The sequence below is a fragment of the Lachnobacterium bovis DSM 14045 genome (assembly GCF_900107245.1).
In the GTDB taxonomy this organism is placed as follows: domain Bacteria; phylum Bacillota; class Clostridia; order Lachnospirales; family Lachnospiraceae; genus Roseburia; species Roseburia bovis.
This window is the reverse complement of record NZ_FNPG01000006.1, coordinates 78,506-99,268: the sequence shown is the minus strand read 5'-3', so window position 1 is coordinate 99,268 and position 20,763 is coordinate 78,506. Positions and strand designations below refer to the sequence as shown.

19 protein-coding genes, 1 tRNA gene and 1 riboswitch are annotated in these 20,763 nt (G+C 31.9%); of the genes, 9 read left to right on the top strand and 11 right to left on the bottom strand.

Translation table 11 applies throughout. The features are described from left to right. Window positions 1–122: 122 nt before the first annotated feature. A complete protein-coding gene (locus BLV79_RS02565) occupies window positions 123–1,130 on the top strand; it encodes an AraC family transcriptional regulator (protein ID WP_074715916.1) in 1,008 nt (335 codons plus the stop codon). A 68-nt stretch (window positions 1,131–1,198) separates the two neighbouring features. On the opposite strand, the gene BLV79_RS02560 is transcribed toward BLV79_RS02565, so the two are convergent. Genes BLV79_RS02560 through BLV79_RS02540 form a run of 5 tightly spaced genes read right to left on the bottom strand, consistent with a single transcriptional unit; the run spans window position 1,199 to window position 6,702 of the window. Further along, on the bottom strand, window positions 1,199–2,332 hold the full coding sequence (locus BLV79_RS02560; RefSeq protein ID WP_074715915.1) for an ABC transporter ATP-binding protein: 1,134 nt from the start codon (window positions 2,330–2,332) through the stop codon (window positions 1,199–1,201). Continuing rightward, complete coding sequence (locus tag BLV79_RS02555; RefSeq protein WP_074715913.1) at window positions 2,333–3,391, bottom strand: FecCD family ABC transporter permease; 1,059 nt, start codon at window positions 3,389–3,391, stop codon at window positions 2,333–2,335. Between the two features lie 44 nt (window positions 3,392–3,435). Continuing rightward, complete coding sequence (locus BLV79_RS02550) at window positions 3,436–4,773, bottom strand: ABC transporter substrate-binding protein (protein ID WP_074715911.1); 1,338 nt, start codon at window positions 4,771–4,773, stop codon at window positions 3,436–3,438. Continuing rightward, window positions 4,760–5,761 carry a hypothetical protein gene (locus BLV79_RS02545; protein ID WP_074715909.1) on the bottom strand — a complete coding sequence of 334 codons (1,002 nt, stop codon included), beginning with the start codon at window positions 5,759–5,761 and terminating at the stop codon, window positions 4,760–4,762. Before BLV79_RS02545 ends, BLV79_RS02550 begins: the two co-directional genes overlap by 14 nt. Before the next feature lie 38 nt (window positions 5,762–5,799). Next, window positions 5,800–6,702, bottom strand: coding sequence for a sirohydrochlorin cobaltochelatase (locus tag BLV79_RS02540; protein ID WP_074715907.1), 903 nt, complete (start codon window positions 6,700–6,702; stop codon window positions 5,800–5,802). Window positions 6,703–6,822: 120 nt separating this feature from the next. After that, window positions 6,823–6,997, bottom strand: a riboswitch (cobalamin riboswitch). Between the two features lie 250 nt (window positions 6,998–7,247). Here BLV79_RS02540 and BLV79_RS02535 point away from each other — a divergent pair. From BLV79_RS02535 to BLV79_RS12700, 3 genes are all read left to right on the top strand, one after another. Next, window positions 7,248–9,215 carry an OPT family oligopeptide transporter gene (locus BLV79_RS02535; protein WP_074715905.1) on the top strand — a complete coding sequence of 656 codons (1,968 nt, stop codon included), beginning with the start codon at window positions 7,248–7,250 and terminating at the stop codon, window positions 9,213–9,215. A gap of 94 nt (window positions 9,216–9,309) precedes the next feature. Next, window positions 9,310–9,681, top strand: coding sequence for a PqqD family protein (locus tag BLV79_RS02530; RefSeq protein WP_074715903.1), 372 nt, complete (start codon window positions 9,310–9,312; stop codon window positions 9,679–9,681). A 1,005-nt stretch (window positions 9,682–10,686) separates the two neighbouring features. Further along, window positions 10,687–10,854, top strand: coding sequence for a hypothetical protein (locus BLV79_RS12700; protein WP_159429317.1), 168 nt, complete (start codon window positions 10,687–10,689; stop codon window positions 10,852–10,854). Between the two features lie 134 nt (window positions 10,855–10,988). Here BLV79_RS12700 and BLV79_RS02525 read toward each other — a convergent pair whose 3' ends face one another. Further along, window positions 10,989–11,216: a hypothetical protein gene (locus tag BLV79_RS02525; protein WP_173334934.1), complete on the bottom strand. Its 228-nt coding sequence runs from the start codon at window positions 11,214–11,216 to the stop codon at window positions 10,989–10,991. 220 nt (window positions 11,217–11,436) lie between these two features. Between BLV79_RS02525 and BLV79_RS02520 the strand changes: the two genes are divergently transcribed. The 5 genes from BLV79_RS02520 (at window position 11,437) to BLV79_RS02500 (ending at window position 16,005) form a co-directional block, all read left to right on the top strand. Next, window positions 11,437–11,928: a gamma carbonic anhydrase family protein gene (locus BLV79_RS02520; RefSeq protein WP_200795864.1), complete on the top strand. Its 492-nt coding sequence runs from the start codon at window positions 11,437–11,439 to the stop codon at window positions 11,926–11,928. Between the two features lie 63 nt (window positions 11,929–11,991). Next, window positions 11,992–12,063: transfer RNA gene (locus BLV79_RS02515), tRNA-Glu, on the top strand. A 256-nt stretch (window positions 12,064–12,319) separates the two neighbouring features. Further along, window positions 12,320–13,903 carry an alpha-amylase family glycosyl hydrolase gene (locus tag BLV79_RS02510; RefSeq protein WP_074715901.1) on the top strand — a complete coding sequence of 528 codons (1,584 nt, stop codon included), beginning with the start codon at window positions 12,320–12,322 and terminating at the stop codon, window positions 13,901–13,903. Window positions 13,904–14,511: 608 nt separating this feature from the next. After that, on the top strand, window positions 14,512–15,060 hold the full coding sequence (locus BLV79_RS02505; RefSeq protein ID WP_074715900.1) for a hypothetical protein: 549 nt from the start codon (window positions 14,512–14,514) through the stop codon (window positions 15,058–15,060). Between the two features lie 270 nt (window positions 15,061–15,330). Continuing rightward, window positions 15,331–16,005, top strand: coding sequence for a TIGR00266 family protein (locus BLV79_RS02500; protein WP_074715898.1), 675 nt, complete (start codon window positions 15,331–15,333; stop codon window positions 16,003–16,005). Between the two features lie 118 nt (window positions 16,006–16,123). Here BLV79_RS02500 and BLV79_RS02495 read toward each other — a convergent pair whose 3' ends face one another. The 5 genes from BLV79_RS02495 to BLV79_RS02475 all read right to left on the bottom strand — a co-directional run bounded on the left by BLV79_RS02495 (window position 16,124) and on the right by BLV79_RS02475 (window position 20,506). Further along, entirely contained in the window at window positions 16,124–16,966 is an 843-nt protein-coding gene (locus BLV79_RS02495; protein ID WP_074715896.1) for an HAD family hydrolase, read from the bottom strand. A 149-nt stretch (window positions 16,967–17,115) separates the two neighbouring features. Beyond that, window positions 17,116–18,060: a transketolase family protein gene (locus BLV79_RS02490; protein WP_074715894.1), complete on the bottom strand. Its 945-nt coding sequence runs from the start codon at window positions 18,058–18,060 to the stop codon at window positions 17,116–17,118. After that, a complete protein-coding gene (locus BLV79_RS02485) occupies window positions 18,048–18,887 on the bottom strand; it encodes a transketolase (RefSeq protein WP_074715892.1) in 840 nt (279 codons plus the stop codon). The genes BLV79_RS02490 and BLV79_RS02485 overlap by 13 nt, the downstream gene beginning before the upstream one ends. A gap of 182 nt (window positions 18,888–19,069) precedes the next feature. Then, complete coding sequence (fsa, locus tag BLV79_RS02480) at window positions 19,070–19,723, bottom strand: fructose-6-phosphate aldolase (RefSeq protein WP_074715891.1); 654 nt, start codon at window positions 19,721–19,723, stop codon at window positions 19,070–19,072. Window positions 19,724–19,774: 51 nt separating this feature from the next. Continuing rightward, on the bottom strand, window positions 19,775–20,506 hold the full coding sequence (locus BLV79_RS02475) for an L-ribulose-5-phosphate 4-epimerase (protein WP_074715890.1): 732 nt from the start codon (window positions 20,504–20,506) through the stop codon (window positions 19,775–19,777). Window positions 20,507–20,763: the final 257 nt, after the last annotated feature.

Below are 20,763 nucleotides of genomic sequence, written 5' to 3'. Positions count from 1 at the left end.
AGGCTCCGTAATATTTTTTTACGGAGCCATTAAATATCATTTGAACAATTCACCATTTTTAGTATAATTAAATTATAAATAGTTTCAATCCACACTTTTTCATACACAAAGGAGGAAAATGAATGATATCTCAGGGTAAAGTAGATATTACATATGAATTAGATGTTGACTCTAATATTGATTCAAATGTTGGTTCTGATCTTGATTCAACTGTACTTTCTTCCCCAGAAGCTAATCAGATTCAACCAACTAATAACCTTGATTCTATAACCCAAGTACACTATAACCGTCCTGAAGTTCCACTTTATATCAGCGAACAGAATATTTCCTCTTTTCCCTCAAAACATACCATACCCCATTGGCATGAAGATTTTGAATTAATAAGAATTGACTCCGGTGAAATGCACTGTAAAGTCAACACCAAAGTATTACATTTACACCCAGGGGATTGTTTGTTTATTAACTCTTCACAGATGCATTTTTTCCATTCAAACAATACTGAATGCGTTTATAAATGCATAAATATCCATCCATCTTTTATAACAGGTATAGTATCTTTGTATGATGAATTTATTATGCCTTTTTTTAACGAAAAAGCACAAAATTATATTTATTATCCACACTACAACAAGGATAACTTCGTTATTCAACAATTTATTGATAAAATATTCGAGCTTGAACGGAATAAACCAAAAGCATATGAGCTGAGCATCGTTGGTTTTATAAATATATTGTTTGTCAATTTCTACGGAAAACTTCCTGACGAAGCAATAAGCTTAAATTACATTAACAGGCGCAAAAAAAAGAGAACTGATTTAAAAATATTACAAACCATGATCTCTTTTATACATAACAATTATTCAAAAAAAATTTCACTAAATGATATTGCTGCCTCAGGTGGCATCAGCAGGAGTAAGTGTTGCAATATTTTTGCTGATTTTTTGCACGAATCTCCAAATGATTTTTTAAATTTTTACCGCCTCGATGTAAGTTATAATCTTTTAAAAACAACAGATAAATCTATTACAGATATTTCTGTTTTATGCGGTTTTAAGCATCTTAGTTATTTTTCTAAAAGCTTTTTGCAAAAATACCATTGTACTCCATCTGAGATTAGAAAAAGCAACTAAGATTCTCATCTAATCAAGAACTCTTGTACCTGCGTATCTGCATTCATGTAAGCCACAAAAACATCTGGCTAGGGTACACAAATGAGTTTCTTCGCTTTATTTTTTGCATATTCTACTACTTCTTTTAGCTTAGCATTTGAATCACCATAAGTTAACGGAAGTAGTATTATTTTGTCCATTTTATCTATCTTTTTTTTTGCACACAAAACGTCCTCATCTGTTATTTTTTCAAATGGGGCAATCTCGATGTAATCTACCGCCAGCTTTTGTGCTAGATTATAATCAATATCATTTTTATAGACTATTCCTGCATGAAAAGGAACACCTTCCTTCTGAAGCTGTCTATAAATATCTATTCCTTTTCCGCAATTCGAAAGCACCATAATCTTTGGTTCTCCCGTAACTCTAGAAAATTCCACCGTTGAAAAAACGGGATCATAGCCAATTTCATTCTCATTAATATCATACAACCTATTAATTGTATCCTCACTGAAAACTTCGTTAGTTTTACCATACTTAAATATAGATTTATTTTTTACGCAAATTACTTCGTCTGAAATTTTTTGCGCGAGCTCGACTTCATGTAATGTCATAATTATTGTTATTCCTCTCTTCTTAGCCAAACTCCTTAATGTTTGCAACAATGAAATCTTATGCTTAATATCTAAAAAGGACGTTGGTTCATCTAAAATTAAAATTTCTGGGTTTTGGCAAAGTGCTCGCGCTAATAATACTCTTTGTTTTTGGCCGTCACTGATTTTATTAAAGTCCATATATTCTAAATCTTCTAATTCAAAATTCCTTATAGTCTGTTGAACTATTTCTTTATCACTATCCTTTAACATTCCAAACTGTCCAGTATATGGATAGCGCCCCATTTCAATCACCTCTTTAACAGTCATAAGCTCTGTCGACACTTTATTCGTCAGCATGACCGAAACCTTCTTTGCAAAATCATTCTTGGGAATAGTTTCCAATTTTTTGTATTCATTCTCATCCTGTACATAAATTCCGCCTTTAATCGTCTTAAGTTGTCGAATTATACTCTTTAAAATTGTTGACTTCCCTGCTCCGTTTGGTCCGATTATTACAGTTATTTTTCCTTTTGTTATATCTATATTTATTTTTTGAACAATCGCTTTAGAGCCATATCCAACATCAACATTATCTAATTTAATGCAACATACTTTTTCTGTACTCATCTACCCTCTCCTCGCGTTTCTTGAAATTAACATTACAATTACAACTGGCGCACCAAAAATAGAAGTAACTGTACTTATGTTTATTTCTGATGGTGCAAGTGCAACTCTTGAAACAAAATCACACCCCATACAAAATACTCCTCCGCCTAAAAATATCGCCGGCAAAATCAAAATTGGTTTAACTGTTTTTAACAGAAACTTAATCAAATATGGGACAGCAATTCCTACAAACGAAATTGGTCCTGCAAACGCTGTAACACAAGCAGATAAAAGGCTAGACAGTAAAATTATAACTACTTTAAATTTTCTTACATCTACACCCATTGTCTGCGCGTATTCTTCGCCTAATTGAAGTGCACCAATTGGTTTTGACAAAAACCATACTATAACAAAAACAATTCCAACTAGAATTGCAATAAAACAGACGCTATCAAGATTACTTCCTGAAAAACTTCCCTGAGACCAGCCATGTAAATTAACTATATCTTCATCAGCAGCAAATGTTGTCAAAAAATCTGTTATCGCTGAACAAATATAACCTATCATAATGCCTGCAACTAAAAGTGATGACATATTTTTTACACGATTTGATACAAGTAAAATAAAAAATATAACTGTAAGGGATCCTAAAAAAGCTGCCATTACAAGTGTAATTGAATTCACATAAGCAAATTTTTTTAAAAAAACAATTAAAGTAAATGCAACAAACATTTTTGCTCCGGACGAAATTCCCAAAACGTAAGGGCCTGCTATTGGATTATGAAAAAATGTCTGCAATAAAAAACCAGATACTGATAATGCTCCTCCCAAAAGTAGCGCCTCTAACATTCTAGGAATTCTGATATCTAAAATTATACTTTTTTGCGTTTCACTGACTTTTTTTAACCCAAATAAAATATCAATTATACTTTTAGTTGAAATTTCAGTTGATCCAACACATATATTTAACAGTGCTAAGCCTGTTAGCAATAAAATCAGGCCTACAAAAACAAAAAAACACCTAATTCTTTGTCTTGCATTATAGTCTGTTTTTTTCTTTTTCATATTTTCAGTTTTCATTACACATCCTCACTTTTTTTCATTTCATCCATAATATTTTGCATCTATTCAATATGTTTAATGAAGACTAAATTTTTATAATCCGATTTTAATATCATATTTATATCCACAATAAATTCTGCTACACAGTCACTCGCCTGATACATATATTTATCAGTATTAAAAACATGACCATTTTTTACTGCCTTAAATTTCTTAAACAGATTATTCTTTTGTATCAAATCATCAATGCTTTTTATTGGCGAATCAATTGTTGAATTATAAATCAGATAATCACAATCTTTAGCCTTCGAATAAAATTCTTCCATAGAGATAGTTACTGAACCACTTTTATTCTCTGGATTTGAATTTTTTAAACCTTTAAAAATATAATCTCCTCCACCCAATTTTATCATATTCGGTATATAATCATCACTCTTTCTCACTACAACTTTCCCTGTAGAATTTATAAAAAAATAAGCAACTTTGTTATTTTTTTTATTATGTATTTTATTTTGTGCTCCACTTTTTTCAATACTCTTTTCAGAGTCCACAACCTGACGTTTTATATTATTTACTATCTTTATTTTTTCTTTAAAAAAATCATCTGCCTTATCCCTTTTATTTGTTAGTTCGCCATAAATTTTTATCCATTCAAGTCTGCCTAATGGATTACTTTCATAACTTGATTCATCTATTAAAACCGGAATATTTAGCTTCTCTAGTTTTTCTTTTACCTTTGGAGTGTGTAAAATCATTGTCGACTGTATTGATAAATCGCATTCATTCTCAACAAGACTTTCATAATCTGGCTGTGAATACTTTCCAGCATATTCTATTTTTCCTGATTTCATTGCTTCTTTAGCTTCATCTATATACCATCCATCTGTATTTGTTCCACTAAATCTTATAACATCAAGAGCATCTATTGACTTAAACAGGGACATTACCGATGAGGCGACTAGGTAAATATTGTGGCTCTCCTGATTTATAACAGTATAATTTTTCCAAGCCTTATATATACTCAAATCTGATTTACTAAGACTGTTCTTTGAGCTTTTTGTTTTATACTCCATATACTTCATATAATCTGTTTTTGGAACAATTAAATAATCTCTTCCATTAACTGTCTTAATCATTTTGTATTTTTTGTTTTCATAATAATATATTCTAAAGCCACTAGCATATTTTATCTTTTCTGATTCCATTAATTTATCTTTTTTTAACCCTGTCAAATTTGGAATCTTATTTAAGTTTTCTTCCTTTTTTACTTCTTTTTTTATCCCCATATTATCATTATGATAAGTATTAGAGCATCCCATAACAGCAAAAAGCATACTAAAAAGTATGCTTATTACTGTTGCTAATTTTATTTTTTCTGTTAGATAATTATTTTTTCTCATTTTTCTTTTTCCATACTAAAATACCACCTAATACAGCTACACATGCTCCAATAATGGCAACTACGGCTATATTAGTAGCTTTGTTATGACCAATTTGCTCTTTTTCATTTGCAAATTTAGCACTTTTTTTGTCAAATGTCATACGATACTCGATTTCATGAGGTTTGCTCATTGCTGTAGTATCACCAATTACTATCATTTCTTTATCCAAAACTAAAACCGGTATTTCAAAAACTGAATTACCTTTTTTATTTACAGGAGTATATTTTTTACCATTCACAATCATATAATCATAGTGTTTACTACTCCACTGAATTTTTGCTGTTGCTTTTTTATTTTTTACTACAACTTCTGCTGGTGAAGTAATTTTAGCTCTTCCTGAACCACCTTTTAATGAAACTTTCATTAAATACTTACCATTTTTTAAATCTATTGGAGCAACGTTTGATTTATGACGTGCTTTAGAAGCAGATGCCTTAATCGCACCAGCTGGTAATGAATCTGCTCTAAACAAAATCTGATGATCATACCATTTTTGTTTTCTCTTACTAAATCCAGTGCATTCTAAACTTTGATCTAAAGCATCAACTTTAACTTCATATGTGTAAGCTCCCTTAGCATCCTCGACATATTTAGAATAGGCATCCTCGCCTTTAGTTACAGCTTCTTCGCCTGTTCCCATATATAGCTTTTCATATCCTTTTCCACCAAGTGTAATGACCGCAGTCATACCTTCTGGTTTTACAGATAATTTTGCCTTAACGACTCTAAACATTGAAGAACTAGACTCTACTTTGACATCATATTTTCCTTCAACTACATCTGAAGCTTTGATAGAGTACATACCCTTTTCTTCTACATCACTTTGCTTTATTCTTTCACTTTGCGTTGCAACCTGATTATTTGCTGATGCGTAAGTTGGTACAGCTGATGCCAAAAACATAGCTCCCATTATTAATGAGATTGTAAATTTTTTTAATTTATTCATTGTTATTACTCCTGCAAACATTGATACTTTATCTTATTCTATTTAATTTTATTTACATACATCTGTTGTACGTTGTAATCCTGTCCTAAGCCTTCTAAAACACATGTAACTTCATAGCCTTGAGCTGTAAATTTTGATTTCCATGAATCTGGCTCATCTCCTGCCATATCATTATTAGCATGATCTCCAGCTACAACCATAAGTGGCATAATAACAACTTTTTTGTACTTTGGATTTGCCTTGATTTTTGCAATCAAATCATCAACAGATGGTTTAGCTTCAACAGTTCCAACGAAGAAGTTTTCCTTACCTAAACTTGTAAAGACATTTTGGAATTTTGCATAAGTTTCATTTGATTTTGCTTCTGTACCATGTCCCATAAAACAAATAGCGGTTTCGCCATCATCATATTTTTTATATTTTTCACTCAAAATATTAGCAAGTTTTGTATAATCCTCATCCTTTGATAAAAGTGGCTCACCTACAACTACGCTTTTAATACCTTTTCCATATTTTTTAACATCTTTTTTTACATCTGAGTATTCAAATCCTGACATTAAATGAGTAGGAACAATTGTTAAATCTGTTACACCATCTTTTTGAGCTCTTTGAAGTGCCTGTTTAACATTATCAATTTCAATTCCATCTCTCTTTTTTAACTTGTCGATAATTATTTGAGATGTAAATGCTCTTCGAACGTCACAACCTGGATGAGCTTCTCTAATTGCAGATTCGATACCACCAATAGTGATATTTCTACTATCATTATAGCTTGTACCAAAACTTACAACTAAGATTGCAGATTTTTGCTCTTTTTTTGACTCGCTAGAAGTTGCTTTCTTATCCTCGGAAACAGTTTTACCGCATCCCCCTAATATAGAAGCAGTCATAACTGACACACAACATGCAACTACTAGTTTTTTTAGAATTTTTTTTGACATTTTATAATCTCCTTTTCTTTCCTTGAAATTACCTAATGCCACGTATTGATCAAGTTATAAAATTATTTAACAAACTTATAATTTTATTATACAACCAATTACTCGTGGTTTAAGCATTTCGCTTTTGTATAACAATAGGCAGGTCTCCTGACTTATAGATTTGCTTTTTACACCTTCCCAATTGCTCAGTGGCTTCGTAAAAAATATCTATTTACAGTGACGAGTTCGTATAGGACTTACACCTATTTCCCTTTTCACCTAATAAAAACTAGGCACCTATTGCGTTTGTTAATTACTTCATGTGTTATAGTACACTAAACGAATAAGTTTTACAATACAATTTTGGTCATTTTTCAATTGTATAAACAATGTATACACTATGAATAATCTTTTATTTTTATTCATTCTATGCTATAATTGTTATCTGTGCAAAAAACAAATGTCTTTGCTAGACGAATAATATATAAAGTATCGACTAATTAATACATTTGTTTAATCCGATGCACATAACTATAAAACCAATCATAACTATAAAGGAGAAAAAAATGAAAAAAGCAAATTCAAATGCCAATGAATTCAAACCATTCATTTCATCTGATCAAGTTATCCCTGAAATGACGTTTACTTCAATTCTTCTTGGCATAATCCTTGCAGTTGTATTCGGTGCTGCTAATGCTTACCTTGGATTAAAAGTAGGTATGACAGTATCCGCATCTATCCCTGCTGCAGTAATCTCAATGGGAATTATTCGCGTTATTTTAAGACGTGACTCAATTCTCGAAAATAACTTAGTACAAACAATCGGATCAGCCGGTGAATCCCTTGCTGCTGGTGCAATCTTTACTTTACCTGCAATATTTATGTGGATTAAAGAAGGAAAGGGAGCTCACATTTCTTTCCTTGCTATCGCAGTAGTATCAATTGCAGGTGGTTTATTAGGTATTTTATTCATGATTCCATTACGTACAGCACTTATCGTAAAAGAACATGAAACTATCCCTTATCCAGAAGGAACAGCATGTGCCGAAGTTCTTATCGCTGGTGAAACAGGTGGCTCTGCCGCATCAATTGTTTTCTCAGGTTTAGGACTTGCTTCAGTATATAAATTCTTCTCTGAAGGTCTTCACCTTTGGCCAGGATCAATTAATTTTGAACTCAAAAAATATAAAGGTGCAGCAATCGGCGGCGACCTTCTACCAGCTTTATTAGGTGTAGGTTACATTTGTGGTCTTAGAATTGCATCATTTATGTTTGCCGGTGGTGTTTTGGCATGGTTCGTTATTATGCCACTTATTTCTTTATTTGGTGGTAACGCAGTCATCGCTCCTGGTTCTATTCCAATCAGCAAATGTGATTCATTTACTCTTTGGAAAAGCTACATTAAATACATTGGTGCTGGTGCAGTAGCTGCCGGTGGTATTATTTCACTTGCTAAATCTACTCCACTTATTATCCGTACATTCGTTGATAATATCGCATCATTAAAAGATAAATCATCTACAGATAAATCACTCAGAACAAGCAAAGACTTATCTGTTAGATTTATTGGAATTTCAATAGTTGTAATCTGTGCAGTTTTATTATTAACTCCTGGATTACCATTTAACATTCCAACATTATTATTAATTCTAATTTTTGGTTTCTTCTTTGCAACTGTTTCTTCAAGAATGGTTGGATTAGTAGGAAGCTCAAACAACCCAGTATCTGGTATGGCAATTGCAACTTTACTTATTTCTTCATTCGCTTTAAAAGAAACTGGAAATGCCGGTGTTACTGGAATGGTTGCTGCTATCATGATTGGTACTGTTGTATGTATCATTGCTGCTATCGCAGGCGATACATCACAAGATTTAAAAACTGGTTATCTTGTAGGTGCAACTCCAAAAACTCAGCAAATTGGTGAATTTATTGGTGTAATTGCATCTGGTTTAACAATCACTGGTGTATTATATCTTTTAGATAAAGCTTGGGGATTTGGTTCCAAAGAACTTCCTGCTCCACAGGCTGGCTTAATGAAAGTAGTGGTAGAAGGTGTTATGAGTAACAACCTTCCTTGGACATTAGTTTTCGCTGGTGTTGCCATTGCAATCGTATTTGAAGTATTACAACTTCCTGTTTTACCAATTGCTATTGGTTTATATTTACCAATTACTACATCAACACCAATCCTTCTTGGTGGACTTGTTAGATACTTTGTAGAAAAACGTGCAGAAAAGAAAAATTCAGAAGATAAAGAAACAATAGTTACAAATGGTATTCTTTACTCTTCTGGTTTAATTGCAGGTGAAGGTTTAATCGGTATCATCCTTGCAATATTCCAGATTATTCCAGTTAAGAACTATACTAACCTTGCTGAATTTATTGCTGTTCAACCACGATTAGCTGGTTCAAGCAATGCAGCATTAAAAGGTCTTTCTAACATTTTAGCAAGCGATATTCTTGGTTTAGTAACATTCTTACTATTAACATTATCATTACTTCGCTTCTGCTATAGAAAACATAAAAACAACTAATGTTTGTTTATCAATAACTAAATAAATCATCCCTATCTAGTTTGTGCTCATAAATTAGATAGGGATTTGTTTTATCCACGAAAGGGGACATAAAATGTTCAAAAAGCACAAATCATCTTTCAACTATGTTGATTACATCCCATCTCACAATCCAAAATACAAATGGGATAAAAAAGAAAAAGACTCAAATGAACTAGTTACAATCTATATTGAAAGAAAAAATTTGTCCGATAAATTTGCTCAAAGATTTTTCAAAAAACCAAAAGTAACAAATGTTGACCTTGATAAATTTGGAAGCTTTGTATGGCTAAAAGTAGATGGTAAAAAGACCATATACGAAATCGGAAAAGAAATAAAAAAAGAATATGGCGAATCCGTTGAACCTCTATATGAACGACTAGCCACATTCATCGAAATACTAAGAAAAAATCAATTCGTTAAATTAGAGAAATCTATTAAAAACTAAATACATATAAATACACAAAAAAGAAGTGCCAATGACTCTCGCATAATCATCGACACTTCTTCTTTTACGCTCTCTTAGTCCCCCAACCAAAATAGCTCTTCTCTTTTTGTAAAACCTGTCTTCGATATACGCTTCCCCAAACATATATCTCAAACTTTAATTACCTTTTTGTATATACCATATACTGTTTTTCCATTCCTTTATTCCTATATATACATTCCAATTCCCATATTCTCTTCCTTATCGCGCTCCCCAGCACTTAAGGTATCAAATATTCATTCATTAACTATACTCAATACTCCTTATTAATAGTCCAAAGCCTCACCGTGATCAACTTTTATAACTATTTTATACGCCCTGATAATTCAATTTTTGTATACCTACCTATTAACAACTACTCCCTCCTTGTTTCATTATTTATCAGGTATGGTTATATTATAGCAAATTACCCAAATAAAATCCATCTTTTATTATCATTTTTGATATTTTCTACTATTTGTATAGACTAACTTTTAACATTTTTTAACATTTCGACAATCCCGTTTCCATTTTTGTCCATGACACTTCGGGCTCAGTGGCAATTTTTTTTATTTATATGAATTTCACTATTACTTTTTATTGTTGGAAATACAACATTTTCTATAATTTTTGCTCTTTTTTTTATTTTTAATACCATTTTTTTCTACGAAACTTTTTAGGAAACAATTCGTTTTTGTTCAAAAACAGTTTTCTTTTGTATTTTTTAGAGAACATTAAGTTTTTTGTACACTTTTCACAAAAATGCTCTTTACAACAGAATCGAAAATGATTATAATCTAATTTGGCTGTAAAGAAAATAGCTTTTTAAATCCCTAATTTTATTTAATTTTTTACTATTTATAGATACGACTTTAAACTATATATTATGTAATTTATATTTTTTAAAAAATTAAATCAAGCTATTTTGTAGACAACTTATTACTAAACTATACACTTTATTAATCAAACACAAAAGAGGAGAAGAAAATGAAAAACATTACCCCAAAAAAGAAAAAACTAATTATTAACTCAGTAAAAGCATTGGTTTCAATCACTTTATTATTAGTAATTGCTACTCATGCACCTAATTTGACAAATACACATAATGATTCTTATGCACAAAAAGCAAATTCATCATATTGCCAAAACAAATAATTTCTATTTTCGATAAAATCCCATATTAAGATATACCTTGGGTACAAAGGTGAAATTTAAATAAAAAAGACGATAACGGCAAATAAAACATTATTTATCACTATCGTCTTTTTATTATACTTTTTATTACTTAACTATTTTAAATTTTTCAATTCATTCATAATTTCTAAATCTGAAGCAAGAACCTTCATGTTTGTAGTTATAGGATCTTCCCCAGGTTTTGTTACTGTAACCTCAATAATTGTTCCTTCTGGCATTCCGTTAACTACAACTCTTCTAAAAAACTCAGCCACTTTTGGATGATTATTTATAAATTTATTGCGCATTCCCATTACTTTCATTAGTGATGCTGGATTAATCATTTTTTATACCTCATTTTCTAAATTTTTTTGTAAACCTATTACAAGTTTCATTTACCATAATTATACTTTTTCAGATGTTATTGTCAACGGATTAAATAAAATTATGAATAATTTCTTTTTTGCGTTATAATTAAACAGTGTTTAAAGGTTTAAAAATAAATCTTTAATTAAATATCAAAAAACAAAACTATATAAATTCTATTCACAAAGGAGAACTACTATGATGCAAAAAAACACCCCAAATATTGATAATTCGTGCTTTCTTGCCGATGGATGTATTGTAAGACAAGATGTAACACTAGAAAAAGATTGTAGCGTTTGGTTTAATGCAACACTTCGTGGTGATGAAGACTCTATCTACATTAGGTCCTGCACAAACATACAGGATAATGCCGTGATTCACTGTGACAAAGGTTTTCCTGTTACAATTGGTCATAATGTTACAATTGGTCACGGAGCAATTATACACGGCTGTTCTATTGGCGACAACAGTTTAATTGGTATGGGAGCAATCATCCTAAACGGAGCCAAAATCGGTAACAACTGCATAATCGGAGCCGGTTCTCTTATAACTCAAAACACAATAATTCCAGACAACACAATGGCTTTTGGAAATCCTTGCAGAATAAAAAGAGAGCTTACACCAGAAGAAATTGAATCTAACCAAAGAAATGCTAATTTTTACGTAGAACTTTCAAAAAGTTATCAATAATTTTTTCATGTTTTTCAAAAAAATCTATTGATTTTTTTTATTTACTGTGATATTATAATAAACGGTTCGTTGGTCAAGCGGTTAAGACGCCGCCCTCTCAAGGCGGAATCACGGGTTCGATTCCCGTACGAACTGCTATAGCACATCAGAGGATGTGCTTTTTTTATACCCAAAAACATTATTCTAATTTTATTCTTTTTTATATTTCCTTTTTTATTTCATTATCATTTCTATTCTTTTTTATATTTCACTATTTATTTTTTTCACAAATGTGTTATACTTTGTATAGAAGAACCTTTTCGTTTTTTTTCGAAAAATAATGTTTTATTGTTCTTCTTTACAAAAATTATTACACTTTTAAAACACTTATATTTAATGGAGGAATTTAATTATGCCAAAATGGTTACAAGATGCGGTTTTTTATGAAATATATCCACAGTCTTTTAATGATACTAACGGGGATGGTATCGGAGATCTCGATGGAATAGTCGAAAAACTTGATTACATTAAATCTCTAGGATGCAATGCTCTTTGGATTAATCCATGCTATGATTCACCTTTCAAAGATGCTGGATATGACGTAAGAGACTATAAAAAAGTAGCACCTAGATACGGAACAAACGCAGATTTATATCGCTTATTTGGAGAAGCCCACAAAAGAGGTATACACGTTTTATTAGATCTTATTCCTGGTCATACTTCTGAAGAACACGCTTGGTTTAAGGCTAGTCAAAAACAAGAACGTAACGAATATTCTGACCGTTATGTATGGGCCGATCATACTTTTAGAATTGAAAACTATCCTTACGTTGCTGGAGAAAGCGAACGTGATGGAATTTATATGTTAAATTTTTACAAATGCCAACCTGCACTTAATTACGGATTCTTTAATCCAACTGAACCTTGGCAGATGTCTTATAAAGACCCTGCTTGCCAAAAAACAAAAGAAGCATTAAAAGATGTAATGCGTTTTTGGTTAGATCGCGGATGCGATGGCTTTAGAGTTGATATGGCAAACTATCTCGTTAAAGGGGAAGATGAGAATCGTACAGGTACATGCGCAATATGGAAAGATGTTCGAAAAATGCTAGAAAAAGATTATCCTGATGCAGCCCTTGTTTCAGAATGGGCAAATCCACCACAGTCGATTGGTGCCGGCTTCCATATGGATTTTCTTTTGAATAACCCTGGAACAGGATATAGCACTCTTATGCGTGATTACAGCAATGCTAAATCAAATGCTAATACAAGTGGTGTCAACAACAAAAAAGTGGACGTCACTAGCGACAGAAGCTTCTTTAAAAAAGATGGTAATGGTGATATCATGCGATTCTTGAATGATTATTTGCCTATGTATAAAGAATCAAAAGAAAAAGGGGGCTATGTAAGTATCGTTACTTGTAACCACGATACTCCTCGTGCAAGAAGAACTCTTGATTACGATGAATTAAAACTAGCATATGCTTTTATTTTCACCATGCCAGGTGTGCCATTCCTTTATTATGGTGATGAAATTGGTATGAGATATCTAGATATTCCAACCAAAGAAGGTGGATACGGCAGAACCGGAAGCCGTACTCCTATGCAGTGGAATAGAAATAAAAATCTTGGTTTTTCAGATGCTCACGAAGAAGATATTTACCTTCCTGTAGATTCATCTTCTGATGCTCCTACAGTTGAAGCCCAAGAAAAAGATCCAAACTCTCTTCTTAATACAGTTAGAAACATTATAAATTTAAGACATGAATACACAGACTTAAATGCTGATGGAGACTTTGAAGTAATATACGCTAAAGAAAGCGAATTACCTTTCATTTATAAACGCGGAGAACTATATATAGCAATCAACCCTTCAGCTAAAACAGTAACTGCTAATGTTAAAACAGGATCAAAAATCATTTATTCCATTGGGAATGGCACCCTAAACAACGAAGGCATTACTCTAGAACCACAGAGTTTTGTAGTTATTAAATAATATTTTTTATTAACACATTTTTCTCTGTTTTCCTTTTCATAATTTTTTCATGGAATTTTCTCCATGTATTAAATAAGCCACCGTAATTGGTGGCTTATTTCTTTTTATCAATGTTATATTTCTATTACAAGTTTCTTTTTTCTAAAATTTGCTTCGTTTAATGCATAAAAAAAACACCACAAATGCATTAGCATTTCTGGTGCATCGTTCTGATTCCTAACAGAACATAAGGTAATATAATTAATAAAGGAATTTAAGGAAATGGTTTACAATATATAGTCAAACGAATTACGGGGGGGGAAAATATATAATTCGTTTACTAATCTATCGCTTCAACACGTATATAATATCATGGTTTTTTTTATCTTCAAGGTAGTATTTTTGATTGTCAAATTTGACCCTGTTTTGATTGTTTTTGAATGATTTTTGAATTTTTTTGCCCTTTTGTGAGAGTTATAATACGTTTAAACCATAACTAAGAGAACATATATTTTAATTGATAAAGTTTTCTTTTTTTAATATAATTATAGTGTCATAAGTTGTTTCAACTTACGTTCAACGATATATAGACTATAATATTTTATTACACATAGAAAAGGATGAAGCATATGAAATCATATTTTAAAAATTTATATAATTATCAATTAGTACCCTTTGAAAAAGAAATAGTTTTGTTTTGTTCTAGAGACTATATTAACGAAGCACTTAATATCCGAAAGGATTTAAACGAAGAAATCGTTGCAAAGGCTTTTTTTGCCTCTGAAATCGATTCATACATAGAAGATGTCGCTAACAAGATTCTTGAAATTGTAATGGAACAAACTGAATGGTTTTTAGATGACAAAGAAAAAGAAGCTGCATACCAGGCAGAGCTAGATGAAACTATTACTTCTATCGAAGAAACCGAAGGTATATCTTTTGATGAATTGACAACTGAAGATTGCTTGGACTTTTGGGGAGTCGAAACAAAAGAAGAAGTTCTTGACGAGATTCGTATAGCTGCTGATTTTAGAATTAAATATGCTCTATTTTGTTCATACCACAATGGTTTAGATTTAAAAGCAATTGATCTCTTCACACCAGATGCATTTAATTCAGACTTTTTGGTTAATTATATAAAAAAAGATCTAATTGTGAACAAAGAAATCGAATTATAAACAAAATATATACATATTTTAATACTTCTTTCAAAAATTAAACACATTATAGACACATTAGTACGTTATATTATATACATAGTTGAGCAACAGTTACTGTTTAATTACTGTAGCTAGTAATTTTTTTCATAATACTCCCCTTAGAGAGTCCTTAGGACTCTCTTTTTTTGTCTTTTTTCTTTTATTCCATATTTTTATATGATAAAATTTCTATATAGCTTATTTATAAAAATTAAATATAAAAAACTATGAAAATATGGAGGACGAATTATGAATTATCAAATCGAGGGTGAACCATTACCAGTTGTTTCTGTTTCACTAGCGCCAGGGGAAGCTATGATTACAGAAAAAGGTGCCATGTCATGGATGTCACCAAATATGAAAATGGAAACATTAGGTGGTGGACTTGGAAAAATGTTAGGTCGAGCTTTTTCCGGCGAAGCAATGTTTGTCAATCGTTATACTGCAATGGGCGGAAATGGTTTTATCGCATTTGCATCAAGTTTTCCTGGCTCAATTAGAGCATTTGAAATCACACCAGGAAATGATTTAATATGTCAAAAGAGTGCCTTTTTAGCTTCTACAGAAGGTGTTGAATTCTCTATTGCTTTCCAACGTAAATTAGGAAGCGGATTTTTCGGTGGAGAAGGCTTTATCATGCAAAGACTCTCAGGAAATGGTACTGCATTTGTTGAATTTGATGGTTATATCAAAGAATATAATCTTCAACCTGGACAACAAATCATTATCGACACTGGATACCTTGCTGCAATGGACAGCACTTGTACAATGGACATTCAATCTGTTCCAGGCGTTAAAAATATGTTATTCGGCGGAGAAGGTATCTTCAACACTGTAATCACAGGTCCTGGACGTGTTTGGTTACAGAGTATGCCAATTTCTCAAATGGCTTCAACAATTAGTCATTATATTCCTGGAAAATAAATCAATTTTAAATTTTAACTAAATACTCAAGCTTAATACAGCAGATGTTAGCCTACATCGGATAACTCTGCTGTATTTTTGATACGTTTTATTTTTTGTAATAAAATATGTTTCTTTCTTAAAATCTATCTATTTCAAATATTTTTGAGGCACCATTATTTTCTTTATTATTTTTCATGTTGTCGCTTTCTATGTTTTTGCAAATTAGCTTACTGTTTTTTAAAATTTCCTTAATATTTATCGCACTTTCTACTATTCCACAATCTTTTGGAATCAACGAAGTATAATCCACAATTTCAAGTTGATTTTCTTTAAAATATGTGGAATTTATTTCTTTTTCGCGAGTATATTTGCTATACCATAGCGCATACATTCCATAATCCATTGGTCCTTTTACATCTTTTTTGATAGAATCTCCAATAAATAGACATTCATTTGGACATGATTTTGCTTTTTTTATAACTAAATCAAGTATTTTCTCACTTGGCTTCTCCGCGCCGCTTTCTTCACTCGAGACGATAAAATCAATTTTTTCTGATAGACCCAAGCGTTCAATTTTGTCATGTTGTATCAAAGCCGTCATATCAGTACAAATACCTACTTTGATTTTGTTTTTTCTCAGAAAATCAATACTTTCAATCAAATTATTCTCTAATTTCATATTTTCTAACATAGTATCCCAGTACATTCTCGTCAAAATACTCGTATGTGGAAAAACCGGCAAATTAAATTTTTCCAAAAGCATCTGATATCTAATCACCCTACTATGAATTGCGCCAATATCTAATCCTACTCGATTTTTTTGTTCTTTCTTTAATTTTTCTAAAGTTACATTCGTTTTTTCCTTATCTATATCAAATTTATTTTTCAAATACTCTGCGACCTTATCTGCTGCAATATTATCGCAATCTTTAAAACTATAAATAGTATTATCTATATCAAAAATAACAGTTTTTATCATTTTTCTCACATCCTCAGAACTTAATTCTAAATAAACTTTAAATAACTACAAAGCCCCAAACAATTAAAAAGCCCTAGATGCACTAACTATGTATATTGCAAGATTTCACAATATCCATATCCTCACCTAGGGCCTATTCTACTTATTTTTTATTTGTTTAAAAACTCTTTAACCTGTTCATAAATGCCTTGTGCATCTAAGCGATATTTTTTCAATAATTCAACTGCTGGACCTGACTCTCCAAATGTATCATAAACACCAATTCTCTTCATTGGAACTGGTTCATTTTCCATTAAAGCTTCAGCTACAGCTCCACCAAGACCTCCGATTACAGAATGTTCTTCTACTGTAACAACTTTCTTTGTCTTTCTAGCTGATTTAACAACCAAATCAACATCTAAAGGTTTAATAGTGTGGATATTTATAACTTCTACAGAAACACCATCCTTCTCAAGCATTTCAGCAGCCTGAAGTGATTCATTTACTTCTAATCCTGTTGCAAAAATAGTTAAATCTGTTCCTTCTTTTAAAACAATTCCTTTACCAATTTCAAATTTATAATCAGCATTGTCATTAATTACAGGGACAGCTAAACGTCCAAATCTTAAATAAACAGGACCATCCATCTCATAAGCAGCTTTAACAGCAGCTCTTGCTTCAACATCATCTGATGGATTAATAATTGTCATTCCAGGAATTGTACGCATTAATGCGATATCTTCATTACACTGATGTGTTGCTCCATCTTCACCTACAGAAATTCCTGCGTGTGTTGCTCCAATTTTAACATTTAAATGTGGGTAGCCTACAGAGTTACGTACCTGTTCAAATGCACGTCCTGCTGCAAACATTGCAAAAGTGGAACAAAATGGAACTTTACCTGTTGTTGCGATACCAGCTGCAACGCCAACCATATTGCTTTCAGCAATACCACAATCTATATGTCTTTCAGGAAAAGCATCTTTAAAAATGCCAGTTTTAGTAGCTGCAGCAAGATCTGCATCTAAGACAACTAGGTTGTCGTGCTCTTTACCTAATTCTACTAAAGCATTACCATAACTTTCTCTAGTTGCTATTTTTTTTACTTCTGACATAATGCTTCACCTGCTTTCTTTAATTCTTCCATAGCAATTTCAAACTGTTCATCATTTGGCGCTTTTCCATGCCAGCCAACCTGGTTTTCCATAAATGAAACACCTTTACCTTTTACAGTCTTCATTACGATTGCTGTAGGCTGTCCTTTAACTTCTTTAGCCTCTTTAAATGCAGCACGTAACTGTGAAAAATCATTCCCATCTTCTACATTAATTACGTGGAAATTAAAAGCTTCAAATTTTTTATCGATTGGATATGGCGAACATACTTCATCAACAGAACCATCAATCTGTAAACCGTTATTATCAACGATTACACAAAGATTATCCAATTTACGGAAACCTGCAAGCATAGCAGCTTCCCATACTTGTCCTTCTTGAATTTCTCCATCACCTAAAAGAGTATATACTCTATATTTATCATTTGATAATTTAGCTGAAAGGGCCATACCAACTGCTGCTGAAATCCCCTGTCCTAATGATCCACTTGACATATCAAGCCCTGGAGTGTGCTGAATTGCAGGATGTCCTTGTAAATCAGACCCAATGTGTCTTAATGTTTCCATCTCACTTTTTGGGAAAAATCCTCTCTCAGCTAATGCTCCGTATAAACCAGGTGCAGTGTGACCTTTAGATAGAACGAATCTATCTCTATCTGCTTTCTTAGGTTCTTTAGGATCAATGTTCATCTCTTCAAAATAAAGATATGTAAATAAGTCCGCTGCAGATAATGATCCACCTGGATGTCCAGATTTTGCAGCATGAACTCCTGTAAGAATACTCTTACGGACTTCAACAGCGATTTTTTGAAGTTCTAAATCTGTCATTTTTTCTCTCCTTATGTACTTTTAGGTTATAACAAATATTAACAAAAATGTTTTAATGCATAGTTACTTCTACTCTAACTCATAATATGCCTTCTTGTCAATCAATCATTGCCACATTCTTAGTTTAACAGATAAATATAATTTATTCACTATAAAATTATTACTATATCCATTTTTTTATACTATTCTCCAAAAACAGCTATATAATCCTTCTGAAATTTTTCTATTCCCTGATCTGTTAAAGGATGTTTAGTCATTTGATCAATTACTTTATATGGAACTGTTGCAATATCTGCTCCAGCTAATGCACAATCAGTTACATGAATAGGATTTCTAACTGATGCAGCGATTATCTGAGTTTTGTAATCATAAATGGCAAATATTTCTGAAATTTGTCTGATTAAATCAATTCCAGGAGTATTAATATCATCTAATCTTCCTAAAAATGGTGATACGTAAGTTGCGCCTGCTTCTGCTGCTAATAGTGCCTGATTAGCTGTAAAAATCAATGTGCAATTAGTTTTTATCCCTTCTGCTGTTAATGCTTTAATTGCTTTTAAACCTTCACTTGTCATTGGAATTTTAACAACCATATTTGGATGTATTTTAGCAATCTCACGTCCTTCTTCAATCATTCCCTTAGCATCTGTTGTAGTAGCCTTTACTTCGCCACTGATAGGTCCATCAACAATTGATGCTATTTCCTTGATTACTTCATTAAAATCTCTTCCTTCTTTAGCAATTAATGATGGATTAGTTGTCACTCCACTAATTACCCCCATATCATTTGCTTTTTTGATATCTTCTACATTCGCTGTGTCGATAAAAAATTTCATTGTAAGTTTCCTCCCATTCCTAAATTTAATTATTATTTTCTTTATTAATTATCACACTTTAATAGTGTCATTTACAGTAACCTTAAGATCTTTTTGTCCATAATATGCATTCGCCCCATGCTTACGGTAATAATGCTTATCCTGAAGTTCTTTAGGTGCTTCCTTCTCATTCGGATTAATCCACTCACTTTGTGCTGCCATCTTAGCTACTTCTTCTAAAACTACAGCATTGTGAACAGCCTCATTTGCATCTTTCCCCCATGTAAAAGGTCCATGATTTTTACATAACACTGCCGGAGTAGCCTCATAATCCTTTGCTCTTCTTTCGAATTCATCTGCAATTAATATTCCTGTATTTTTCTCATAATTCTCGTCAATTTCTTTTTTCGTTAGATTTCTAACACATGGAACTTCCCCATATATATAATCAGCATGTGTCGTGCCATAGCAAGGAATGTCACGCCCAGCCTGAGCCCAGCTTGTAGCCCATGGTGAATGTGTATGTACTATTCCACCAATATCTTTAAATCGGTTATACAAAACAACATGCGTAGGTGTATCTGATGAAGGATTATATCTTCCTTCTACCTTATTTCCAAAAAGATCAACCACAACCATATCATCTGGCGATAACTTGTCGTAGTCAACACCACTTGGTTTAATAACAACTAGTCCTTTTTCTCTATCAATTCCACTCACATTTCCCCATGTAAATGTTACTAAATGATATTTAGGCAAAAGCATATTTGCTTTATAAACTTTCTCCTTTAATTCTTCTAACATGTCTCTCTTCTCCTCTCCTTCCTTTACCTGATTTTATAATAACCCCTATTCAATACTTTTTCAAGTATTTTTAAAATATTTTAATTCTTTTTAAAATATAAATCAGCTAATCATACAAATTTTTCCAATAAAATCAACTATTATCCGTCTTTTGTAATATTATTTGATATGATTGACAAAATTTCAATTAGTTACTTGACATTATATATATATATATATAATTTTTATGATAATTATAACATTTTAAGGAGGCAGCT